This window comes from Dyadobacter sp. UC 10 (assembly GCF_008369915.1).
Taxonomy (GTDB): Bacteria; Bacteroidota; Bacteroidia; order Cytophagales; family Spirosomataceae; genus Dyadobacter.
The window spans coordinates 4988468-5005361 of record NZ_VSRN01000001.1 but is presented as its reverse complement, the minus strand read 5'-3'; the positions used below and the strand labels follow the sequence as shown (position 1 = coordinate 5005361).

The 16894-nt window shown below is 47.7% G+C and carries 13 protein-coding genes; 6 read left to right on the top strand and 7 right to left on the bottom strand.

The features are described 5' to 3' along the window. Entirely contained in the window at positions 1-393 is a 393-nt protein-coding gene (locus FXO21_RS20660; protein ID WP_149641869.1) for a DoxX family protein, read from the bottom strand. Positions 394-673: 280 nt separating this feature from the next. Here FXO21_RS20660 and FXO21_RS20655 point away from each other — a divergent pair, with 280 nt between their 5' ends. Further along, positions 674-1201: a Rossmann-fold NAD(P)-binding domain-containing protein gene (locus FXO21_RS20655; protein WP_149641868.1), complete on the top strand. Its 528-nt coding sequence runs from the start codon at positions 674-676 to the stop codon at positions 1199-1201. Between the two features lie 12 nt (positions 1202-1213). Here FXO21_RS20655 and FXO21_RS20650 read toward each other — a convergent pair whose 3' ends face one another. The 3 genes from FXO21_RS20650 to FXO21_RS20640 all read right to left on the bottom strand — a co-directional run bounded on the left by FXO21_RS20650 (position 1214) and on the right by FXO21_RS20640 (position 3670). Next, entirely contained in the window at positions 1214-2122 is a 909-nt protein-coding gene (locus FXO21_RS20650; protein ID WP_149641867.1) for a TolB-like translocation protein, read from the bottom strand. A gap of 192 nt (positions 2123-2314) precedes the next feature. Further along, complete coding sequence (locus FXO21_RS20645) at positions 2315-3064, bottom strand: esterase family protein (protein ID WP_225865775.1); 750 nt, start codon at positions 3062-3064, stop codon at positions 2315-2317. A gap of 3 nt (positions 3065-3067) precedes the next feature. Then, on the bottom strand, positions 3068-3670 hold the full coding sequence (locus tag FXO21_RS20640) for a GDSL-type esterase/lipase family protein (protein WP_149641866.1): 603 nt from the start codon (positions 3668-3670) through the stop codon (positions 3068-3070). A 320-nt stretch (positions 3671-3990) separates the two neighbouring features. Between FXO21_RS20640 and msrA the strand changes: the two genes are divergently transcribed. Continuing rightward, on the top strand, positions 3991-4482 hold the full coding sequence (msrA, locus tag FXO21_RS20635) for a peptide-methionine (S)-S-oxide reductase MsrA (protein ID WP_149641865.1): 492 nt from the start codon (positions 3991-3993) through the stop codon (positions 4480-4482). 88 nt (positions 4483-4570) lie between these two features. On the opposite strand, the gene FXO21_RS20630 is transcribed toward msrA, so the two are convergent. Further along, positions 4571-5614, bottom strand: a complete 1044-nt coding sequence (locus FXO21_RS20630; RefSeq protein ID WP_225865774.1) for an SGNH/GDSL hydrolase family protein — start codon at positions 5612-5614, stop codon at positions 4571-4573. A 285-nt stretch (positions 5615-5899) separates the two neighbouring features. Here FXO21_RS20630 and FXO21_RS20625 point away from each other — a divergent pair, with 285 nt between their 5' ends. Then, complete coding sequence (locus tag FXO21_RS20625; RefSeq protein ID WP_149641864.1) at positions 5900-11269, top strand: S8 family serine peptidase; 5370 nt, start codon at positions 5900-5902, stop codon at positions 11267-11269. A gap of 22 nt (positions 11270-11291) precedes the next feature. Here the strand turns inward: FXO21_RS20625 and FXO21_RS20620 are convergent, their stop codons facing one another. Beyond that, a complete protein-coding gene (locus FXO21_RS20620; RefSeq protein WP_149641863.1) occupies positions 11292-12269 on the bottom strand; it encodes a helix-turn-helix transcriptional regulator in 978 nt (325 codons plus the stop codon). Positions 12270-12341: 72 nt separating this feature from the next. Here FXO21_RS20620 and FXO21_RS20615 point away from each other — a divergent pair, with 72 nt between their 5' ends. Then, positions 12342-12728, top strand: coding sequence for a hypothetical protein (locus tag FXO21_RS20615; protein WP_149641862.1), 387 nt, complete (start codon positions 12342-12344; stop codon positions 12726-12728). Between the two features lie 74 nt (positions 12729-12802). Here FXO21_RS20615 and FXO21_RS20610 read toward each other — a convergent pair whose 3' ends face one another. Continuing rightward, complete coding sequence (locus FXO21_RS20610) at positions 12803-13378, bottom strand: porin family protein (RefSeq protein ID WP_149641861.1); 576 nt, start codon at positions 13376-13378, stop codon at positions 12803-12805. A gap of 334 nt (positions 13379-13712) precedes the next feature. Here FXO21_RS20610 and FXO21_RS20605 point away from each other — a divergent pair, with 334 nt between their 5' ends. Both FXO21_RS20605 and FXO21_RS20600 read left to right on the top strand, forming a co-directional pair. Next, positions 13713-16064, top strand: coding sequence for an ABC transporter permease (locus FXO21_RS20605; protein ID WP_149641860.1), 2352 nt, complete (start codon positions 13713-13715; stop codon positions 16062-16064). 50 nt (positions 16065-16114) lie between these two features. Next, on the top strand, positions 16115-16888 hold the full coding sequence (locus tag FXO21_RS20600; RefSeq protein WP_149641859.1) for a DUF72 domain-containing protein: 774 nt from the start codon (positions 16115-16117) through the stop codon (positions 16886-16888). Positions 16889-16894 lie beyond the last annotated feature (6 nt).

The following is a 16894-nucleotide window of genomic DNA, read 5'->3' as shown; positions in this document are numbered from 1 at the left end:
CTAGGATTTATCGCTGGTACTTTTTAGTGCCCACCAGATCAATACCGGCTGAAAGAATAACCGTACAAACCGCTTTTTGTCAGTATCCAGCCCGAAGGCATCGCGGCGATTCACCAGCTGGGCAATATTTCCGGGAAACACGGCCGTAAAAAAAGCACCTGCAACCTTCCCTACCGTTTCGCGGTATCGCTTCGGTGCGGCAATGAGCGCACTTCCCATCGCTATCTCCGCAATACCAGAATAAACTACGGTATCGTCCTTTATGAGTGGCACAAAATCCGGTACCTGCGCCTGAAATTCCCTTCTGGCAAAAGTAAGATGACTAATCCCTGCATATATCAGCCCGGCGCCCAGCAAGATCCGCGCCGCTGTTTTCATATCCCGTTCTTTCATGATCTCTGTTTTAAAAGGCAGCTACACAAATATTGTTCCCTGATTACGATTTGGTGATTGACGTGGCTGCTATTTGAAAAGCAGGAAAATGATGGTTTCCAGGTCCGGGCAGGCCGGTTATCAGGGTTTCAAAAAGTCACATTTGGTGACATTGAGATCTAATTTCATCTTGATCACAATAGCCTTTGTCTTAAAAATAGGGGCGTTCGTCCCTTTTTTCTGGACTCAGGTGCAAGGATGCCGAAATTTGTAGCCTTCACCATCACCAATCCGAGCACAAATGCCTGCATTACTAACCATTCGTCAGAATTTACTAAACCCCGCGAAATATCTCCTGGCAACATTGCTATTCACAACCACATTATCAGACACGCTGGCGCAAACGATATCCGATACAACAAAGCATAAGGATATTGCTCCCGATACAACGATCAACCCCGCAGCGCGGTGGTATGCAAAAGAAACGATCTACCTGGTTGGTGGTAATACGTACATCAAAGACGGCAAACAACTGGGCAGAAAAACGCTGCTGAACGAGTTTTCTGTTTCTCCCGCAGGAATGCAGCTATATGTACGGTCCAGGCGCATACGGAACTTCACAATGACATTGTCCCTGGCCGGAGCCGTCGGAACAATTATTTCAACTACATCAAAAAACCGGGATAATTTAAGAGGCTTGATGTGGACATCGATCGGCGTTGGTGTCGTATCATCCTGGGGAACCGCGTATGCAAACAGCCTGCGTGACAAGGCTTTCTGGACCAGAAATTATGATGTGATGCGTAAAATGAATGAAATGAATGAATAGCTTTTAACACGATTATCTCAATGAATCGATAACCTTAGCTGAGAGCCAAAAGATATCTCCGTCGCGGGAAAAGAATATATATTTGCCGTCGCTGGTAACAAAAGGGCAAAACTCGTAGCCTTCACTATTAACCACGCCGCCCATATTTTTTGCTTTTTCCCACTCGCCGCTTTTGTTCCTGAAACTAATATAAAGGTCTCCTTTTCCCAGGCCGCCCGGACGCTCGGAGCAAAAAATGACATACTGCTCGTCAGGCGAAACAAAAACGTCGGCTTCATAATGCCCGGTATTAACAGCATCTGCCAATTTTACCGAAGGTGAAAACGCACCCTTTGAAAAACGGGATGAGCGTATATCATAGTTTTTGTCGGTTGACTGATCGGTGCCACCGTTAGAGGAGAAATACATCGTGCCACTTTGTGTAAATGACATATAATATTCATTTTTCCCGGTATTGATCGCCGGGCCGGCATTGACGGGCATCTGCGACCAACCGCCCTTTTTTCGTTCCAAATACCAGATATCAAAATCCTTTTTGTCACCCTTTCCGTTTTTTGCCTGATCAGAAATAAAATACAATCGATTTTGATCCGGTGAGAGGAAGGGATCATTGTATTCGTATTTATCGCTGCCAATAACCGTTTCAGGCATGGTCCAGGAACTATCTGCAAGCCGGCTGTACCGGATCTGAGGCTTACCATTGATAATCACCGCGTAATAGAATTCCTTGCCATCTTTTGAAAATACCGATCCATATTCATAGTGGTCCTTTAAAGAAATCAAGTCCGGCGCGAACACAGTTGGTGTTAAACCGGGGAGCTTCTGATTCATATACAGAACGCTTTCCGGCGCAACAATCTGCCCGGACAATATATTCGGCAAAATGAGTAATACTGCAAATAGGATTCGTAACTGGTTCATGGCGAAGGATATGGTTAAAAGCGAATACAGCCTGCAAGATACATGCTATAATATTATACCAACAATTAACCAACTGCAAAACAGAGAGTTGCAAGCTGAACCACATGAAATTAATGTGCGCTGTCGCTCAACTTGTTCGATATCGAACGGAGGTGTTATAGAAAAAGCAAAAAGCCTGGCAGTGCCAGATTTTCAAAGATAAAGCTTCACCATTTCCCGCCAGTAACGCGGCCGGTGGGCTTCCTCATTCCAGATGTAAAGGTTGTGTGGCACGCCGATCGCGTGAAGAGAGGCGCTTAACTGCTCGTTATCAGACAAAAAAGGATCCTCCTGGCCGATTACCAGCGTGATATCCAGCGTTTTCAACTGGCGAAGTAAATCGGCATCGCTGATCCCGGGCACGAAGCGGTTGGGCATATTGAAATAAATATTCTCATCGAAATAACCGTCGAAAAGGTCGGCGAAAAACGGCAGTGCTCTGGTAAGGTCGTACCTGGCGCTCATTCCTACGATCTTGCTGAATATGGTAGGATGCCGGAGGCCGATATTAACCGCGTGAAATCCGCCGAGACTGCATCCTGCTACGGTCAGCGGGGCATTTTTATCGCTCTTTCTTACAAAGTGGACTACTTCATCCAGGATATACTTCTCATACTGCAAATGCCTGAGTACGCGCTGCTGAGGCGGAATATCCGAGTAGAAACTCTCCTGGTCAATACTATCTACACAAAAAACCTGCACCTCGCCAGCTGCTATTTTGCCACGCATAGCGTCGACTATTTTCCAGTTTTCCAGGTCATAAAAGCGGGCTGACCTGGTAGGAAAGAAAATAACCGGCAGTCCGCTTTTCCCGAAAACCAGCATTTCCATCTGCCTGTTCAGGGCGGGACTGAACCATTTCTGATATTCCCGTTCCATCAAAGAAATTGGTGCGCTTACCATCAGTTAAGGATTAAGTGGCAGGTTGAGGGATTTTCTTATCCGTGTTTTCCAAAGCTCATAACCTGCGGGGCTCAGGTGCAGCCCGTCCTGTTCGAACAAGACGCGGGAAGGTGTTCCCTGCTCATCCAGCATGGCAGGAAAAACGTCAATATAATGCTGGTCGGGATCGCCGTTGATGACGTCGAGAATCAGTCTGTTGGCAGCCCTGATCTGTGAGATGATCTCCCAGCGCTGCAGGCTCGGCTTGATACTGATATAATAGCACGGTATACTGCCAAACTTCTGCCTTACCTGCCCGATTAACTGACGGTAATGCAGGCACACTTCCATCGGGTTGCGGCCGTCACCCAGATCGTTATCCCCCGCGTAAATAACCATCGCCTTCGCCGGGCCAATCTGCGTCATGATCCTGTCAAAAAACCAGGTGCAGGCAGCCATCGTTGATCCTCCAAAACCGAGGTTTACTGGCTTTGCATCTTCAAAATCTGCATATAAGGTTCTCCACAAATTAATGCTGGAACTGCCGTAAAAGACCGTTTCAGGCTGGTAGGCCAGCTTTACGGCTTCTTTTTCAACCCTCAAAACTTCGTCCTCGTACCAATCCATAAAGTTGCATTTCGCTTCGTTAAATCACTAAACCTGGCTTTCAATCCAATATCATTTAAAATTAGGCTTCAAATATGACCTGCGTGTTAATTTCATCCGCAGGAATTTTATCAAATATTGAATATTGAAACTGATGCCGAATATAAAAATCGCACCAGACGCATTCATGCGAACTGCGATTACAGGACCGTGATGCCGTTTTCTTTAATATACATGGAACTACAATCATGCTTTTTAACAGTCACCGACTGGCAGTTTTGTCAGCTGCGCGAAAGGGCATGGAATTTGTGCCTTAACTCTTTTACATTAAAATCAACAATATGAATACTGAAAAAGCCATTCTGGCAGGCGGCTGCTTTTGGGGAGTAGAAGAGCTGTTCAGACATTACCCAGGTGTTATTTCGACGGTTGTTGGCTATACGGGCGGCGATGTTCCCAATGCGACGTACCGGAACCATGGAACACATGCCGAAGGAATTGAGATCGTTTTTGATCCCGCAAAACTGACCTACCGCGCACTCCTGGAATATTTCTTCCAGATCCACGATCCGACGACCAGGAACAGACAGGGAAACGACATTGGAACGTCCTATCGCTCTGCTATTTTTTATCTGGATGAAGATCAGCGCGACGTCGCAAATGCACTGATCGCGGAAATGGATGCATCAGGAGTATGGCCAGGCAAGATTGTCACAGAAGTGGTACCGGCCGGCGATTTCTGGAATGCAGAGGTAGAACACCAGGACTATCTGCAAAAACATCCCGGCGGCTACACCTGCCATTTCGAAAGGCCCGACTGGAAATTGAATTGAGGAGAGAATGCCAAAACGAGCCAGACAAATTATTAATTGTCTGGCTCGTTTTGTTTCGGAGGTACGGCTGTCCCCCCATTTCCTCTTTTTAGTATTTCAGTTCTTTCAGTTTGGCGATCACGCGGTTGGCTACTATTTCGTAGCCTTTGTCGTTGATATGGATCTCGTCCGCATTGCCTGGCCTCATACCACGCGGGAAGTTTCCTTTTTCAATGTCCGAAATGTCTTCCGCCGATGGTGTATAGCTGATGGCCTCCATTTCTTCTTCGGTCGGCGGTTCCATTGAAACAAATGCATCACCATACCGGGCTGAAAGGCTGTTGTTAATATCCCTCACTTCATTGTAACGGTCTGTCCCTTTGTTTTCGGGAATGGCCGTCAACACCCCGAGCACCAGAAATCTTTTAGGTTCTGAGAGGTAATCAATCGAATTGTCGAGTGCAGCCAGGATATCCTCTTTGGCATTCGGCCGGCCGATATTGTTGCGGCCGTACCACAGGACTTGCGTGGCTGTACGCAGCTTGGCCGGTTCTTCCAGCACAAATTCGGAATCGTCGGCAATATCCGCAGTACTCTCGGTATCAGCCTTAATGGTGTAAATCTCGCCTGTTTCCTCGTTTGCTTCGCGGGTAACCGTGCATTTTACGCCAGCTACGGTGCCGGTTCTGCTGTACGTGTTGTAGTTGATGGGCGTTGATAAAAATTCGTTGCTCAACTTTTTGATTCTAACCGGATTTACCCCGTCAAGCTTCCCACCTTCCACCGATAGTTTGACCGTTTCGCCACCCTGCCTGATCGCTATCGAACGGGCGATCTGGCCGCCGATGCCGTCACTTACGATGCGTCGCCCGGGAAGTCCGGTACCGACCATCGTACCATAAGGGACATTCGCCCCTGCGCCGATGGTCAGGCTGTCGCCAAAAAACGCGAGTGTCTGGTCCAATTGTGGCTTGTCTCCTCCCGTACCTTCGGGATTGTTCTTTTTCGGGAAGACTTCATCGATCAGTCCTTCACAGGAAGTAAGGAACGTCGTGGAAATGATCGCCGCCCCAGTTTGGCGAAAAAATCGCCTGCGGCTTAATGAGGTATCAGTGTTCGTGGCGCCGGATTTGCGCCAATTGGATTTATTCATTCGGTTTGGATGAACGTTTGAGTGTGTTTTCATAACTACCCTTCAATAATCATTCCATGTTTTAAGGGCCTGTTTTGTGGTAGAATATGCGCCTGGGATACTGCCTGAGCATTTAGGAGATTCAATGTTGTCAATCCCCTGTCGATTTTTAACTTTACAGCATATAACCCTGCTTGCCCGAAAACCAACAGCCTGTTACTGAATACCGACAGGCAAGTCTTGAAATGGCCGTAAAAACCATTTTCGTAAAAAATCAGCCCCGAATCATCAGTGTTCTGACACTCTATGAATTTGATAAACCGCTACCTCTCGCTTGTTGCGCCGTTATTATTGGCTCTAAATGTGTCAGCGCAAAATGCAAAGCCTTACCAGTTATCGCTAAAAAGCGGTGTGATATTTCCCCGCGAAAACCTGCATGAAATTCTCGCAAACGATGCAGGGACTTCCAGGTCGGCCGCACTGGATGAAGAATTCTATATCATTCAGTTTTGGCAAAACCCTGACGAAACTGTCCGGACGAAACTGAAAGACGCCGGGATCAACCTGCTTGAATACATCCCTGATCATGCTTTTACAGCTGTGGTAACCGGCAAATTCGACGGAGAGACTATGAAGTCGGCAGGTGTGCGGTCGGTTATCAGCCTGTCTGCGGAACAAAAAGTCCACCCCGAACTTTTATCCGGCAGTCTGCCGCAACACGCTGTGAAAGAACCCGGAACGGTAGATTTGTACCTTAGCTACCCCAAATCTTTTGACTTTGAAGAGGTGGCTAAAAATCTGGAAGAGCACAAAATCCAGCTTGTCTCTGATCTGCTGAGGCCTTATGAGATCGTACAGATCCGGATAAAACAGGATGGTATACTTGCGCTGGCCGGGATGCCCTGGGTACAGTACGTTGAAGCAATTCCTGCCCCCTCCGAGCCGCTGAACGATAAAAGCGCAGCAAGTACGAAAGCGAATGTACTGACTTCATCCAGGCTCCTCGGGTACAATCTGACGGGAAAGGGAGTGGTCGTAGGAATCGGCGACTACGGCAGTCCGTTCACGCACAGGGACGTAAGCTACCGCATTATCAGTCATGACCCTACGGCAACTTTCTGGCACGGGGTTCATGTAACAGGTACTGTTGCGGGAGCAGGGCATGTCAACGAACGTTACCAGGGATACGCACCGGAAGCCAGCATTCTTTTCAGGATTAATTCGTCGATACTGGAAGGGGCGCCAGCGTCGGTCCGTGACTTCGGCATGGTGATCACCAGCAACTCGCATTCACCGTCGGGCGGGGCGGGATGCGGCAACTTCGGCGCCTATGCATCAGAATCGTATGTGCTGGACCGGCAGGCATTCCAGCTACCGAGCCTCGAACATGTATTTGCCGCAGGTAACAGCGGGCTGGAACCACCTTGTGAAGGTTTCCCGGCGGGTTTCGGCAACGTGCTGGGGAAGTATTCACCTTCCAAGAACGTAATCAGTGTCGGTCGTACTTTCAATGACGGAACAGTCGCCGGGCCTTCCAGCAAAGGCCCGGTTCGGGACGGAAGGATAAAACCGGAGCTGATAGCACCCGGTACTGCGATATTTTCCACAACTCCCACAGACATTTACCAGGCAGCTTCCGGCACCAGCATGGCAGCACCCGGCGTGGCAGGCGGCCTTGCGTTGCTATATGAACGTTACCGGCAGCTGAACGGCGGAAATGACCCGAAAAATGCGTTGATAAAAGCACTGACCCTGAACGGCGCATCCGATCAGGGACTGGCCGGCCCCGATTTCAGCTACGGATTCGGTAGTCTGAATCTGCTTCGTTCGGTAACCATGCTGGATAAAGGACATTATTTTAGTGGTCACGTTTTTCACCAGGAAGCCAAGTCGCACGGCATCGTTGTTCCGCCCAATACTGCCTTGCTGAAAGTAATGCTGTACTGGAATGATCCCGCCCCTTCCATCCTCAGCGCAGGCAAAACGCTCGTCAACGACCTTGACCTGAATGTAACCATCGCCGGCTCACCAGTACTTCTTCCCATTTTCCCAAGAGCGGCTGACCCCACCATCGCAGCGGCGGCCGGAATTGATTCGGTCAACAATGTGGAGCAGATCGTTATATCCAATCCCACAGCAGGTAACTATGCGCTGAATGTAAAGGCCAGAAAGATACCCCAGGAGCATCAGGAGTATTTTGTAGTATATGATATCATTGAAGCCAATACCTATTTAACATACCCTATCGGATCTGAGCGACTTTCAAAAGGCGATGCGATTAATATTTGCTGGGAATCCTATGGACATAATTCAGGCACTTTCAGCTTGTCTTACTCGCTCAATAACGGCGACTCCTGGGTCCTGATTAATTCCGCGGTGCCAGCCAATAACAGATTGTTTACCTGGACTGTACCCGACGCCACAACCGGCTCGGCGAAAATCAAAATAGTTCATAATGAAAGTGGCACCCAACATGTAAGCGGCGCTTTCACGATCCTTGGGGTGCCTGTTGTTTCATTCGCACCGGTGCAATGTCCGGGTTACGCTGCCATTCGGTGGACGGCCGTAGCAGGCGCTACCGATTACGAGGTAATGGTGCTGGAAGGCGAAAAAATGAAATCCATTACAACTATTAATGCATTGAACTACACTTTAACCGGCCTTTCCAGCGATTCAACTTATTATATCACCGTCAGGGCGCGCAAGGATGGTATTCCCGGAAGAAGAGCCGTTGCGGGCAAACGTAAACCGGACTCAGGTACCTGCTCAGGTTCAATCTCGGATAACGATCTTAAACTTGAACGCATCATTGCACCGGTACATTCTGGCAGGGAACTCACTTCTACCAGCCTTTCTTCATCACAAAAGATCAGTATAACAGTTAGAAATCTCGATGACCAGCCTGTAAACCAACCACTTAAGATTGGTTTCGCGGTGGGCGATGACGGTGCACAAATATATTGGGAAACGGTCCAGACCACTATAGCAGCCCAGGGATCGCTTGATTTGACATTTAACCAAACCGTCAACTTTGCGCCGCCCGGCAATTACCGGTTGCGGGTGCTTGTGCAAAATCCGGGTGATATAGTCGAGAGTAACAATGTAGTAATCAAAACATTCAGACAAATACCAAACCAGCCGGTTGCCCTGCCGGTGACAGAGCTGGTAGAAGCCTCCCCCGGGCAGCAAATTACCTCGCACACGATCGGCATTGCAGGCATTGAAAATTTTGATTTTTCCACACCCGATAACTACGCCCGGCTGCGTACACAAACGAAACAGGTTGCTACCTATTCCGGTGAAAAAGGTTTCACATTGGATTCGGATTCCTGGGGTGTTTACGAAAGCAGGAGTAACCTGGACGCGACTTATAATCTGGCAAATTTTGATACGCAAAACGACGAGATCAGGTTAAGTTTCAGGTACAGGCAGCACAATACTTATTACCACAGCGGGCAACAGGGAGTATTGATCCGTGGCAGGGATACCGATCCATGGGTGTACGCTTACGAATATGGTGCCTCCCAGTTTGAGGAAGTAGAAAATGGTTACCGGCTGGGCGTGATCGAAATCAGTGACCTGTTGAAAAAAAATGGCCAGACGTTTTCTTCCAGCTTTCAGATAAGATGGTCGCAAACCGCCTATTACCCTGCCATGACAGATGGATTTACGATCGACAATATCCGTATCTACAAAACTACCAGCGACATCGGACTTGTGAAGGTAGTACCTCCGGTAACAAGCCCCTGTGGCCCCTACCACCAGCCGGATTTCAGTATAGTTTTAAAAAACAATTCCGCTGAAACCTGTTATAACGTCCCAGTTAGTATTTCGGTCGATGCCGGGACTGCGGAATATATCACGGTCCCGGTTGTACGCGGCAATAGTGATACGACTTTTACCTTTCAGTTCCTGTCGACGCTTCACACCGAAGGTATGCACTCGCTCAAAATACAGGTAGAAAAAGCGTTTGACCAGAATAAAGAGAATGACCTGGTCCAGATTGCGATTAATACACCAGCCGCTGTAACTTCCTTTCCTTATCTGGAAGATTTTGAGCATGGTGCGGGTGGATGGCAGAGTTCCGGCACCAACAGTTCCTGGCAATTCGGACATCCCAATTCGACTAAGGTAAAAAAGGCAGCCAGTGGGCAAAATGCCTGGAAAACCAACCTGACCGGCCCCTATCATACTAACGAGACGTCGTACTTGTATTCTCCCTGTTTCAGACTCAATGCGATGTCCGCCCCTGCGCTCAGTTTCAGCATGTCGGCAGACCTCGAAAATTGCGCGGGTACCAATTGTGACCAGGTGTATATTGAATATAGTGTCGGGGCGATGTGGATCAGGCTCGGTGATGTCGGTTCTGGAACAAACTGGTACAACGCACAAGACAATAACTTCGGGATCTGGAATATAGAAAACTATACCCGCTGGCACGTTGCTACGATCCCGCTCCCGTTTGCTTACCAGAATGAATTCGTTCAATTCCGTTTTGTTTTTAAAACTAATGCAGCCAATAACAGGGAAGGCATTGCAATCGACGATATACATATCTATGACCTGAACCAGGATATCTACAACATTGAAAATGAATCGGATATTGCTAATGCAGGGCAATCGGACGGGAATGGCTGGATTCCTCTAATGAAAAACGGAATGATCCTGGTAGCGGTAAATCCGCACGGCCAGAATATGGGCAACACGTCCGCCGTAACGTACCTGCACCAGGGAAATGTGAGAGATAATGCAAAGCAATATTACCTGGATCGCAGTTTTATCTTCAACTCTTCAAAAAAGACATTCCCAAATCCCGTGGGCCTTCGCCTCTATCTCACCGATCGCGAAATTGAAAAGCTTATTGCTGCCCCGGAAAAGGCTAATATAGACCGTCCTGGCTCTGCCTATGAGCTGGCCGTCACTAAGTATTCAGGAGTTAACGAAGATGGTACGATCTCAAATAATGCGCAGTCCGCGTGGACTTTCTATCCTGTTTCAAATGTCAGAAAAGTGCCATATGGACGGGGATATTATGTTGAATTTAATACCAAAAGTTTTTCGGAATTCTGGCTCGCGAAGGATTACATCGGAACCGGAACGGCGCTGCCTGTGGAGCTGGTCAGCTTTTCAGCCAGAAAAAATACCAGTACGGACGGACGGGATCACGTATTATTGGAATGGTCAACGGCAGCTGAAACCGATTTCAGTCACTTTGAAGTCCAGCTGGCTGTCGGAGACGAGGCTGTGCGGACGAATGCCTTTCAGCCAATCGGGCAGTTGGCTGGTGCGGGTGGTAGTCAGATAACCAGCGGGTATTCGTTCCCTGATTACAACATTAGCCCGGGAGACAAACGGTATTACCGACTAAAAATGGTTGACAAGGACAGTAGTGAACGTTTTTCAGCGATCCGGTTTGTTCATTTTTCCCCCGTTACGGAATGGCGGATATTCCCCAACCCTTCTTCGGGAAAGTTTTACCTCGATACCCGATCCGGTGCGCAGGAAAAGGTAACTGTCAATACATTTGACCTGAATGGGAAAAAGATATTGAATAATACTTTTCGGCCCGGCACGCATGAAATAGATCTTTCGTCCCGCGACATTCAGCCGGGATTATATTTTCTGAAAGTGAATTCTCCTCACAAAGAGCAGGTTTTCAAAGTATTGAAGGAATAGGACAAACTGCACTTCGACAACTTTACCCCGCAGCCAAAAGTGCTTTCCTGACTTTATGGGGTGAATTTCCGTACCATTTTTTGAAAGAATGTATAAAAGAAGCCGGTTCGGAATAGCCCAGGATGTAGGACAAGCTGGCAATCGGATAAGGCTCGTGCAAGATCAGGAATGAGCAAATCTGCTTTTTCAGATCCTCTGTAATTTTCCGATAGGTAATTTCCTCTTTCAACAGCTTCCTCTGCAAAGTTCTGGCTGTCAGGCACATTACATCACAAACACTATCAATATCGGGTAACTCGGGATCAGACATCGAAAGCATTGTTATCCGCACTTTGTCTGAAAACTTGTCCGTAGTATCCAGCTGGCTGATCATTTTCAAATATTCAGGAATCAGAATATCCAGGCGCAACTGGTTCACATCTTTCAGAGACGCTTTCAAAATGATGGAATCGAAAGAAACGCTAAAACCCGTCCCTTGCTCCCAGCCGGAAGGATAATTCTCATCGACAAACGGGCTTGTTATTGTCAGGTTAGTGATTTTCCCCGCCATCATTTGTAGTTCCCGTGAGATAATCGTCAGGACATTTTCAAGGATAATACGGTCCAGGTCGGTGTTGCCTTCTTCGATAGTCAATATCACCGAAGCAGAATCCCCTGAAATAGCTGTTCGCGCGCGGATCATCGGAAATGTTGCCTCCATATAGGATTGCAGATAATGGAATGCTTCCTCAACGGTATTAGTCTGCAGGGAGATCTGGTAAATGGCGCCAAGCAGTTTGAGGGCCATAAAATTTCCGGCTTTAACACCCAGGTAAGGGTCGCCCACTGCCTGACGGAGTACTGCAAGTGCATCGCAAAATGCCGCTCTCTCGATCATGGTCTGTTCTGCGGCCCAGTCAGGCGGCAGTTTCGATTCAAAATATGCCTGATCAGATTTAGTCAAACCACGGAGGCGGGCATAGTCGAAAAAATTTTTCAGATGTAGTGAAAGCACTTTCATAATGTCGCAAAATGTCAATTTATTCCTTAACCGGCAAATTAATTTTGTCAGGTAATCAAAAACATTCAGACTATGAAAATGCTAAAAAACGTGTTGCTGATCAATGCATTAACCTCAGGTGCTACTGGTTTATTACTAACCATTTTTCCTTCTGCTATTGCGGATATTTTTGGTCACTCTCAGAGTATTCCGTTTACTGCCGTTGGTATTTTTCTGGCGATTTTCGCAGGGATTGTGTATCTGCAAAGCAGAAAAACACAGGTCAGCAAAAACTGGCTGAAACTGATCATTGCCCTGGATATGCTCTGGGTAATCGAAAGTGTGGTCATTATCGCCGCTCAAATGTTTGGCTTCACGATGATCGGTTATCTGCTCATCGCCGCCGTGGCAGCCTGGGTGGGGCTTATGGCCTTTCTTCAGATCCGTGGCTTGCGCACGATATCGCTCCATGTAGCGTGACCGTGTCTAAATGCAAAAGAAGGATGAGCTGGTGCCCATCCTTCTTTTGTTTATTATCAAATAGCAGATGCTTCTTATTTAACCAAAGGAATAGCCCAGAATAAACTTGCCTGGATTACGCTGTTTTTGAAGTCCGGGTCAATGCTGTGACCTGAAAAATCCCCCACTTTGGAAAGCCCGGCAACATATCTTACACCAACACCCAGTCCGATCGGTGACTGATACCCGATACCTGCGGCTGCCGCGAGATCGAGGTTTTTCGCAAAATTATTGATAGTCTGGTCAGGGATATTAGAAGAAGTCCTGAAACCTGCCTGCGGGCCAAATTCAAAATAAAACCCGCCGTTGGTCTTAAACTTAAGCATTACCGGCACCGTCACGTAACTGATCTTGAACTCGGACTTAGAGCCAGCATTGTCAACTTTCGCGCCCTGGGTAGAAAAAAGCACTTCGGGTTGTATCGAGAACACTTTTCCAAAACCATAATTTAGGATACCGCCAAGATGGTATCCCACCAGTGCATTCGACTCTATATTACCGCCGGTATAGTTACTGATGTTCAAACCCGCCTTGGGGCCGATACTGAATGATTGGGCAAAAGCTGACTGTACAGACACGAACAGTACAGCTGCAAATAGTAATTTTTTCATGTTTAAAAAATAATTTAATGTGACTTTGAAGTCCATTATCCGGTTGATGGCGGATAATTTATTCGGTACGCCCTGGCGATGTGCCCGACAAACGACACAATGAAAATGTCGTGCCAATATGCCCGGCAGCCAACATCAATTCCGTCCCAAAACGAACAAACCTGTTCGTTATCGAACAATAGCCAGACCTAGCAAATCAGCAAACAATTCATTATCAGAACATTATAACTGTTGGCAAGTTATTTGAGTTGAAGTTGGCAATTGCGTAAATGCAACTTAGAATTTTTGGGCTTATCTGTTCACAGAGCCCCGTTGTACCCAGCTATATTTAATTATGTTCAAAAACTATCTCAAAATCGCCGTTCGCAATCTGTTGCGGAACAAAGGATTTTCAGCAATCAATATATTGGGGCTGTCTGTCGGCATGGCCAGCGCACTGCTGATCCTGCTCTGGATGTACAATGAACTGAGCTACGACAGATTTCACAGCAAAGGCGACCGGCTCTATTCAGCCTGGAACCGTGGTGTTTTTGACGGAAAACTTCAATGCTGGAGTAGTACTCCCAAGATACTCTGCCCTACATTAAAGGAAGAATATCCGGAAATAGCGAACGTCTCGCGCAACTATTCGCGCTGGTATGTGACCAAGGTAGGCGAAACGAAAATATCCACAGAGGCGATGACGACAGACGCCGCGTTCCTGGAAATGTTCGATTTCGAACTGGTCCGGGGGAATGCGAAAACGGCGCTCAATAACATCAGCTCCATTGTCCTGACCCAGAAAATGGCGATTAAGATGTTTGGTACGGAGGAGGCAATGGGAAAGACACTGACGATCGACAAGGACAATTTCACTGTAACCGGTATTTTGAAAGATTTGCCGGTGAATACGGGATTCACCTTCGAATACCTTCTCCCATGGCAGTACATGAAAAAGACCGGGCAGGACGATGATCATTGGGGAAACAACTCCGTTAAAACCTACATTGAGCTGAAACCAGGCACAAACCCGGCTTCGTTTGCAGAAAAGATCAAGGATGTAACGATCAGGCATTCCAACAAAACCGAAGAGCATGAAGTGTTCATCCACCCCATCAGCAAGTGGCACTTGTATTCCAATTTCGAAAACGGGAAAGTGGCGGGAGGCCGTATCATCCTTGTACGACTCTTTGGTGTGATCGCGGCATTTATTTTGCTGATCGCCTGTATCAATTTCATGAACCTCAGTACCGCACGCAGCGAAAAGCGTGCAAAAGAAGTGGGTATCCGCAAAACGGCCGGGGCTAATAAAGGTCTGCTCGTCGGGCAATTTATAGGCGAATCGGTGATGATATCTCTGATTGCCGGCACCATGGCATTCGTGATGGTGATGGCTGCGCTACCCGCATTCAATTCATTGATCGGCAAAAACCTGGAACTTCCCTTTTCCAGCATTTATTTCTGGCTTGCCGTCCTGGCTTTTATTGTACTCACAGGCATCGTCGCCGGAAGTTACCCCGCGTTTTTCCTCTCTTCATTCAAGCCGATTGCAATACTGAAGGGGACTTTTAAACGAACTAATGCAGCTGTCAGCCCGCGAAAAGTGCTGGTGGTAGTGCAGTTCAGTTTCGCGATTGTCCTGATCATTTCGACGCTTATCGTGGGACAGCAGATCAAATATGCGCAGCGCCGCGACGCAGGCTATGACCGCGGGCAGGTCTTGTTTCACTGGATCACCGGTGATCTTGAAAAAAACTACCGTCAGATCAAAACCGAACTGCTTGCTTCGGGCATTGCTTCGGTCACCAAAACGGCGTCGCCACTGAGCAATGTCAACAGCGATACCTGGGGGATTGAATGGAGGGGTAAAAACCAGGGAGAAAAAATAGATTTTGACCGTTTCAGCGAAGACGAAGGACTGGTAAAAACAGCCGGCCTACAACTTATCGCAGGCCGCGATATGGATCTTTCAAAATTCCCTTCCGACTCCGCAGCAATGATCCTCAATGAATCGGCTGCCAAAATTATGCGTTTCAAGGATCCTATCGGCGAGATCGTGAAAGATGGCGACAAAGTTTACCGTGTAGTAGGTGTGGTAAAAGATTTTGTGATCGGTTCTCCCTACGAGCATGCGCGCCCGATGGTGATTGAAGGCGCCCAGAGCTATTTCAACGTAATCCACATCAAACTCGGTACTGAAAGATCTTCGGCAGATCAGCTTAAAACTGTCGAGGCTATTTTCAGAAGATATAATCCTGACTACCCTTTTGAGTATCACTTTGTGGACCAGGATTACGCCTTAAAATTTGAGGATACCCGGCGCATTGCAACACTAACAGGCCTTTTTGCAGGACTTACCATCTTTATTTCCTGCCTGGGACTCTTCGGCCTCGCTGCTTATATGGCTGAAAACCGGGTAAAGGAAATCGGGGTGCGAAAGGTGCTCGGCGCATCGGTAGCGAGTATAGCCACGCTACTTTCCAGAGAATTCATGGTTCTGGTAGGCATTTCCATCCTCATCGCAATCCCGGCGGCATGGTACATGATGAGTTTGTGGCTCAGCGATTTTTCCTACCGGGTCGGCATACAATGGTGGGTTTTCGCTCTTGCTGGTATCCTCGCCATTGTCGTTTCGCTCCTGACGGTCAGCTACCAGGCGATCAGAGCAGCTTTACTTGATCCCGTCAAAAGCCTTCGCAGCGAGTAAGGCTGGAATGGTTTTAGACGGTACAGGGCAATCACATTTGCCTTTTACCGATGGTTGAAAATCAAGCCGGAAAATTTTATGCTGGCACAAGCGGACTGGTATTGCCGGTTCCCAACAAGCAATTTTATCCCCCTGAATTTCAGGATAAAAGTCGCCTTACTTACTATGGATCGCTGTTCAACAGTATTGAGATCAACAGTTCATTTTACAAAATCCCGCAGGCCTCCACTGTCAGGAGCTGGGCAACGCAGGTTCCGGAAGATTTTACATTCACATTCAAGCTCTGGCGCGGGATCACGCACAACAAAAGCCTTGCATTCGATCGGGCGGATGTGCGGAAATTTATGGAAGTGATCGGCCAGGCTGACGCGAAGAAGGGCTGCCTGCTCGTACAGTTTCCGCCATCTTTAAAAGTAATGATGCGTCCTCAGCTGGAAAAACTACTGGGCACCATTTCCGAAGTGGATCCGGACAAAAGCTGGAAAGCTGCGCTCGAATTTCGCGACAGCTCCTGGTATACCGAAGATACCTTTGAATTGGCCGATTCATTAGGTTTTGAAATCGTCCGCCACGACAAGCCAGGTTCCGCACCCGGTTTACTGGAATCGGAGTTAGACTTTACATACCTGCGTTTCCATGGACCAAAGGGCGATTACCGGGGCCAGTACGAGGATGATGTATTAATTGAATATGCCGAAAGCATCCGGGATTGGCTGGACTCCGGAAAAACTGTCTTTGCCTATTTTAATAATACGATGGGCGAAGCGATGAAAAATTTGACCCTGTTAAATGCATGCGTAAACGGGGCGCAAGAGGATCAATGAAAAAGC

Excerpts from the sequence above, each read along its gene's own strand:
- FXO21_RS20660 (WP_149641869.1), bottom strand. The coding sequence starts at position 393 with ATGAAAGAACGGGATATGAAAACAGCGGCGCGGATCTTGCTGGGCGCC.
- FXO21_RS20655 (WP_149641868.1), top strand. The coding sequence starts at position 674 with ATGCCTGCATTACTAACCATTCGTCAGAATTTACTAAACCCCGCGAAA.
- FXO21_RS20650 (WP_149641867.1), bottom strand. The coding sequence starts at position 2,122 with ATGAACCAGTTACGAATCCTATTTGCAGTATTACTCATTTTGCCGAAT.
- FXO21_RS20645 (WP_225865775.1), bottom strand. The coding sequence starts at position 3,064 with ATGGTAAGCGCACCAATTTCTTTGATGGAACGGGAATATCAGAAATGG.
- FXO21_RS20640 (WP_149641866.1), bottom strand. The coding sequence starts at position 3,670 with ATGGATTGGTACGAGGACGAAGTTTTGAGGGTTGAAAAAGAAGCCGTA.
- msrA (WP_149641865.1), top strand. The coding sequence starts at position 3,991 with ATGAATACTGAAAAAGCCATTCTGGCAGGCGGCTGCTTTTGGGGAGTA.
- FXO21_RS20630 (WP_225865774.1), bottom strand. The coding sequence starts at position 5,614 with ATGAATAAATCCAATTGGCGCAAATCCGGCGCCACGAACACTGATACC.
- FXO21_RS20625 (WP_149641864.1), top strand. The coding sequence starts at position 5,900 with ATGAATTTGATAAACCGCTACCTCTCGCTTGTTGCGCCGTTATTATTG.
- FXO21_RS20620 (WP_149641863.1), bottom strand. The coding sequence starts at position 12,269 with ATGAAAGTGCTTTCACTACATCTGAAAAATTTTTTCGACTATGCCCGC.
- FXO21_RS20615 (WP_149641862.1), top strand. The coding sequence starts at position 12,342 with ATGAAAATGCTAAAAAACGTGTTGCTGATCAATGCATTAACCTCAGGT.
- FXO21_RS20610 (WP_149641861.1), bottom strand. The coding sequence starts at position 13,378 with ATGAAAAAATTACTATTTGCAGCTGTACTGTTCGTGTCTGTACAGTCA.
- FXO21_RS20605 (WP_149641860.1), top strand. The coding sequence starts at position 13,713 with ATGTTCAAAAACTATCTCAAAATCGCCGTTCGCAATCTGTTGCGGAAC.
- FXO21_RS20600 (WP_149641859.1), top strand. The coding sequence starts at position 16,115 with ATGGTTGAAAATCAAGCCGGAAAATTTTATGCTGGCACAAGCGGACTG.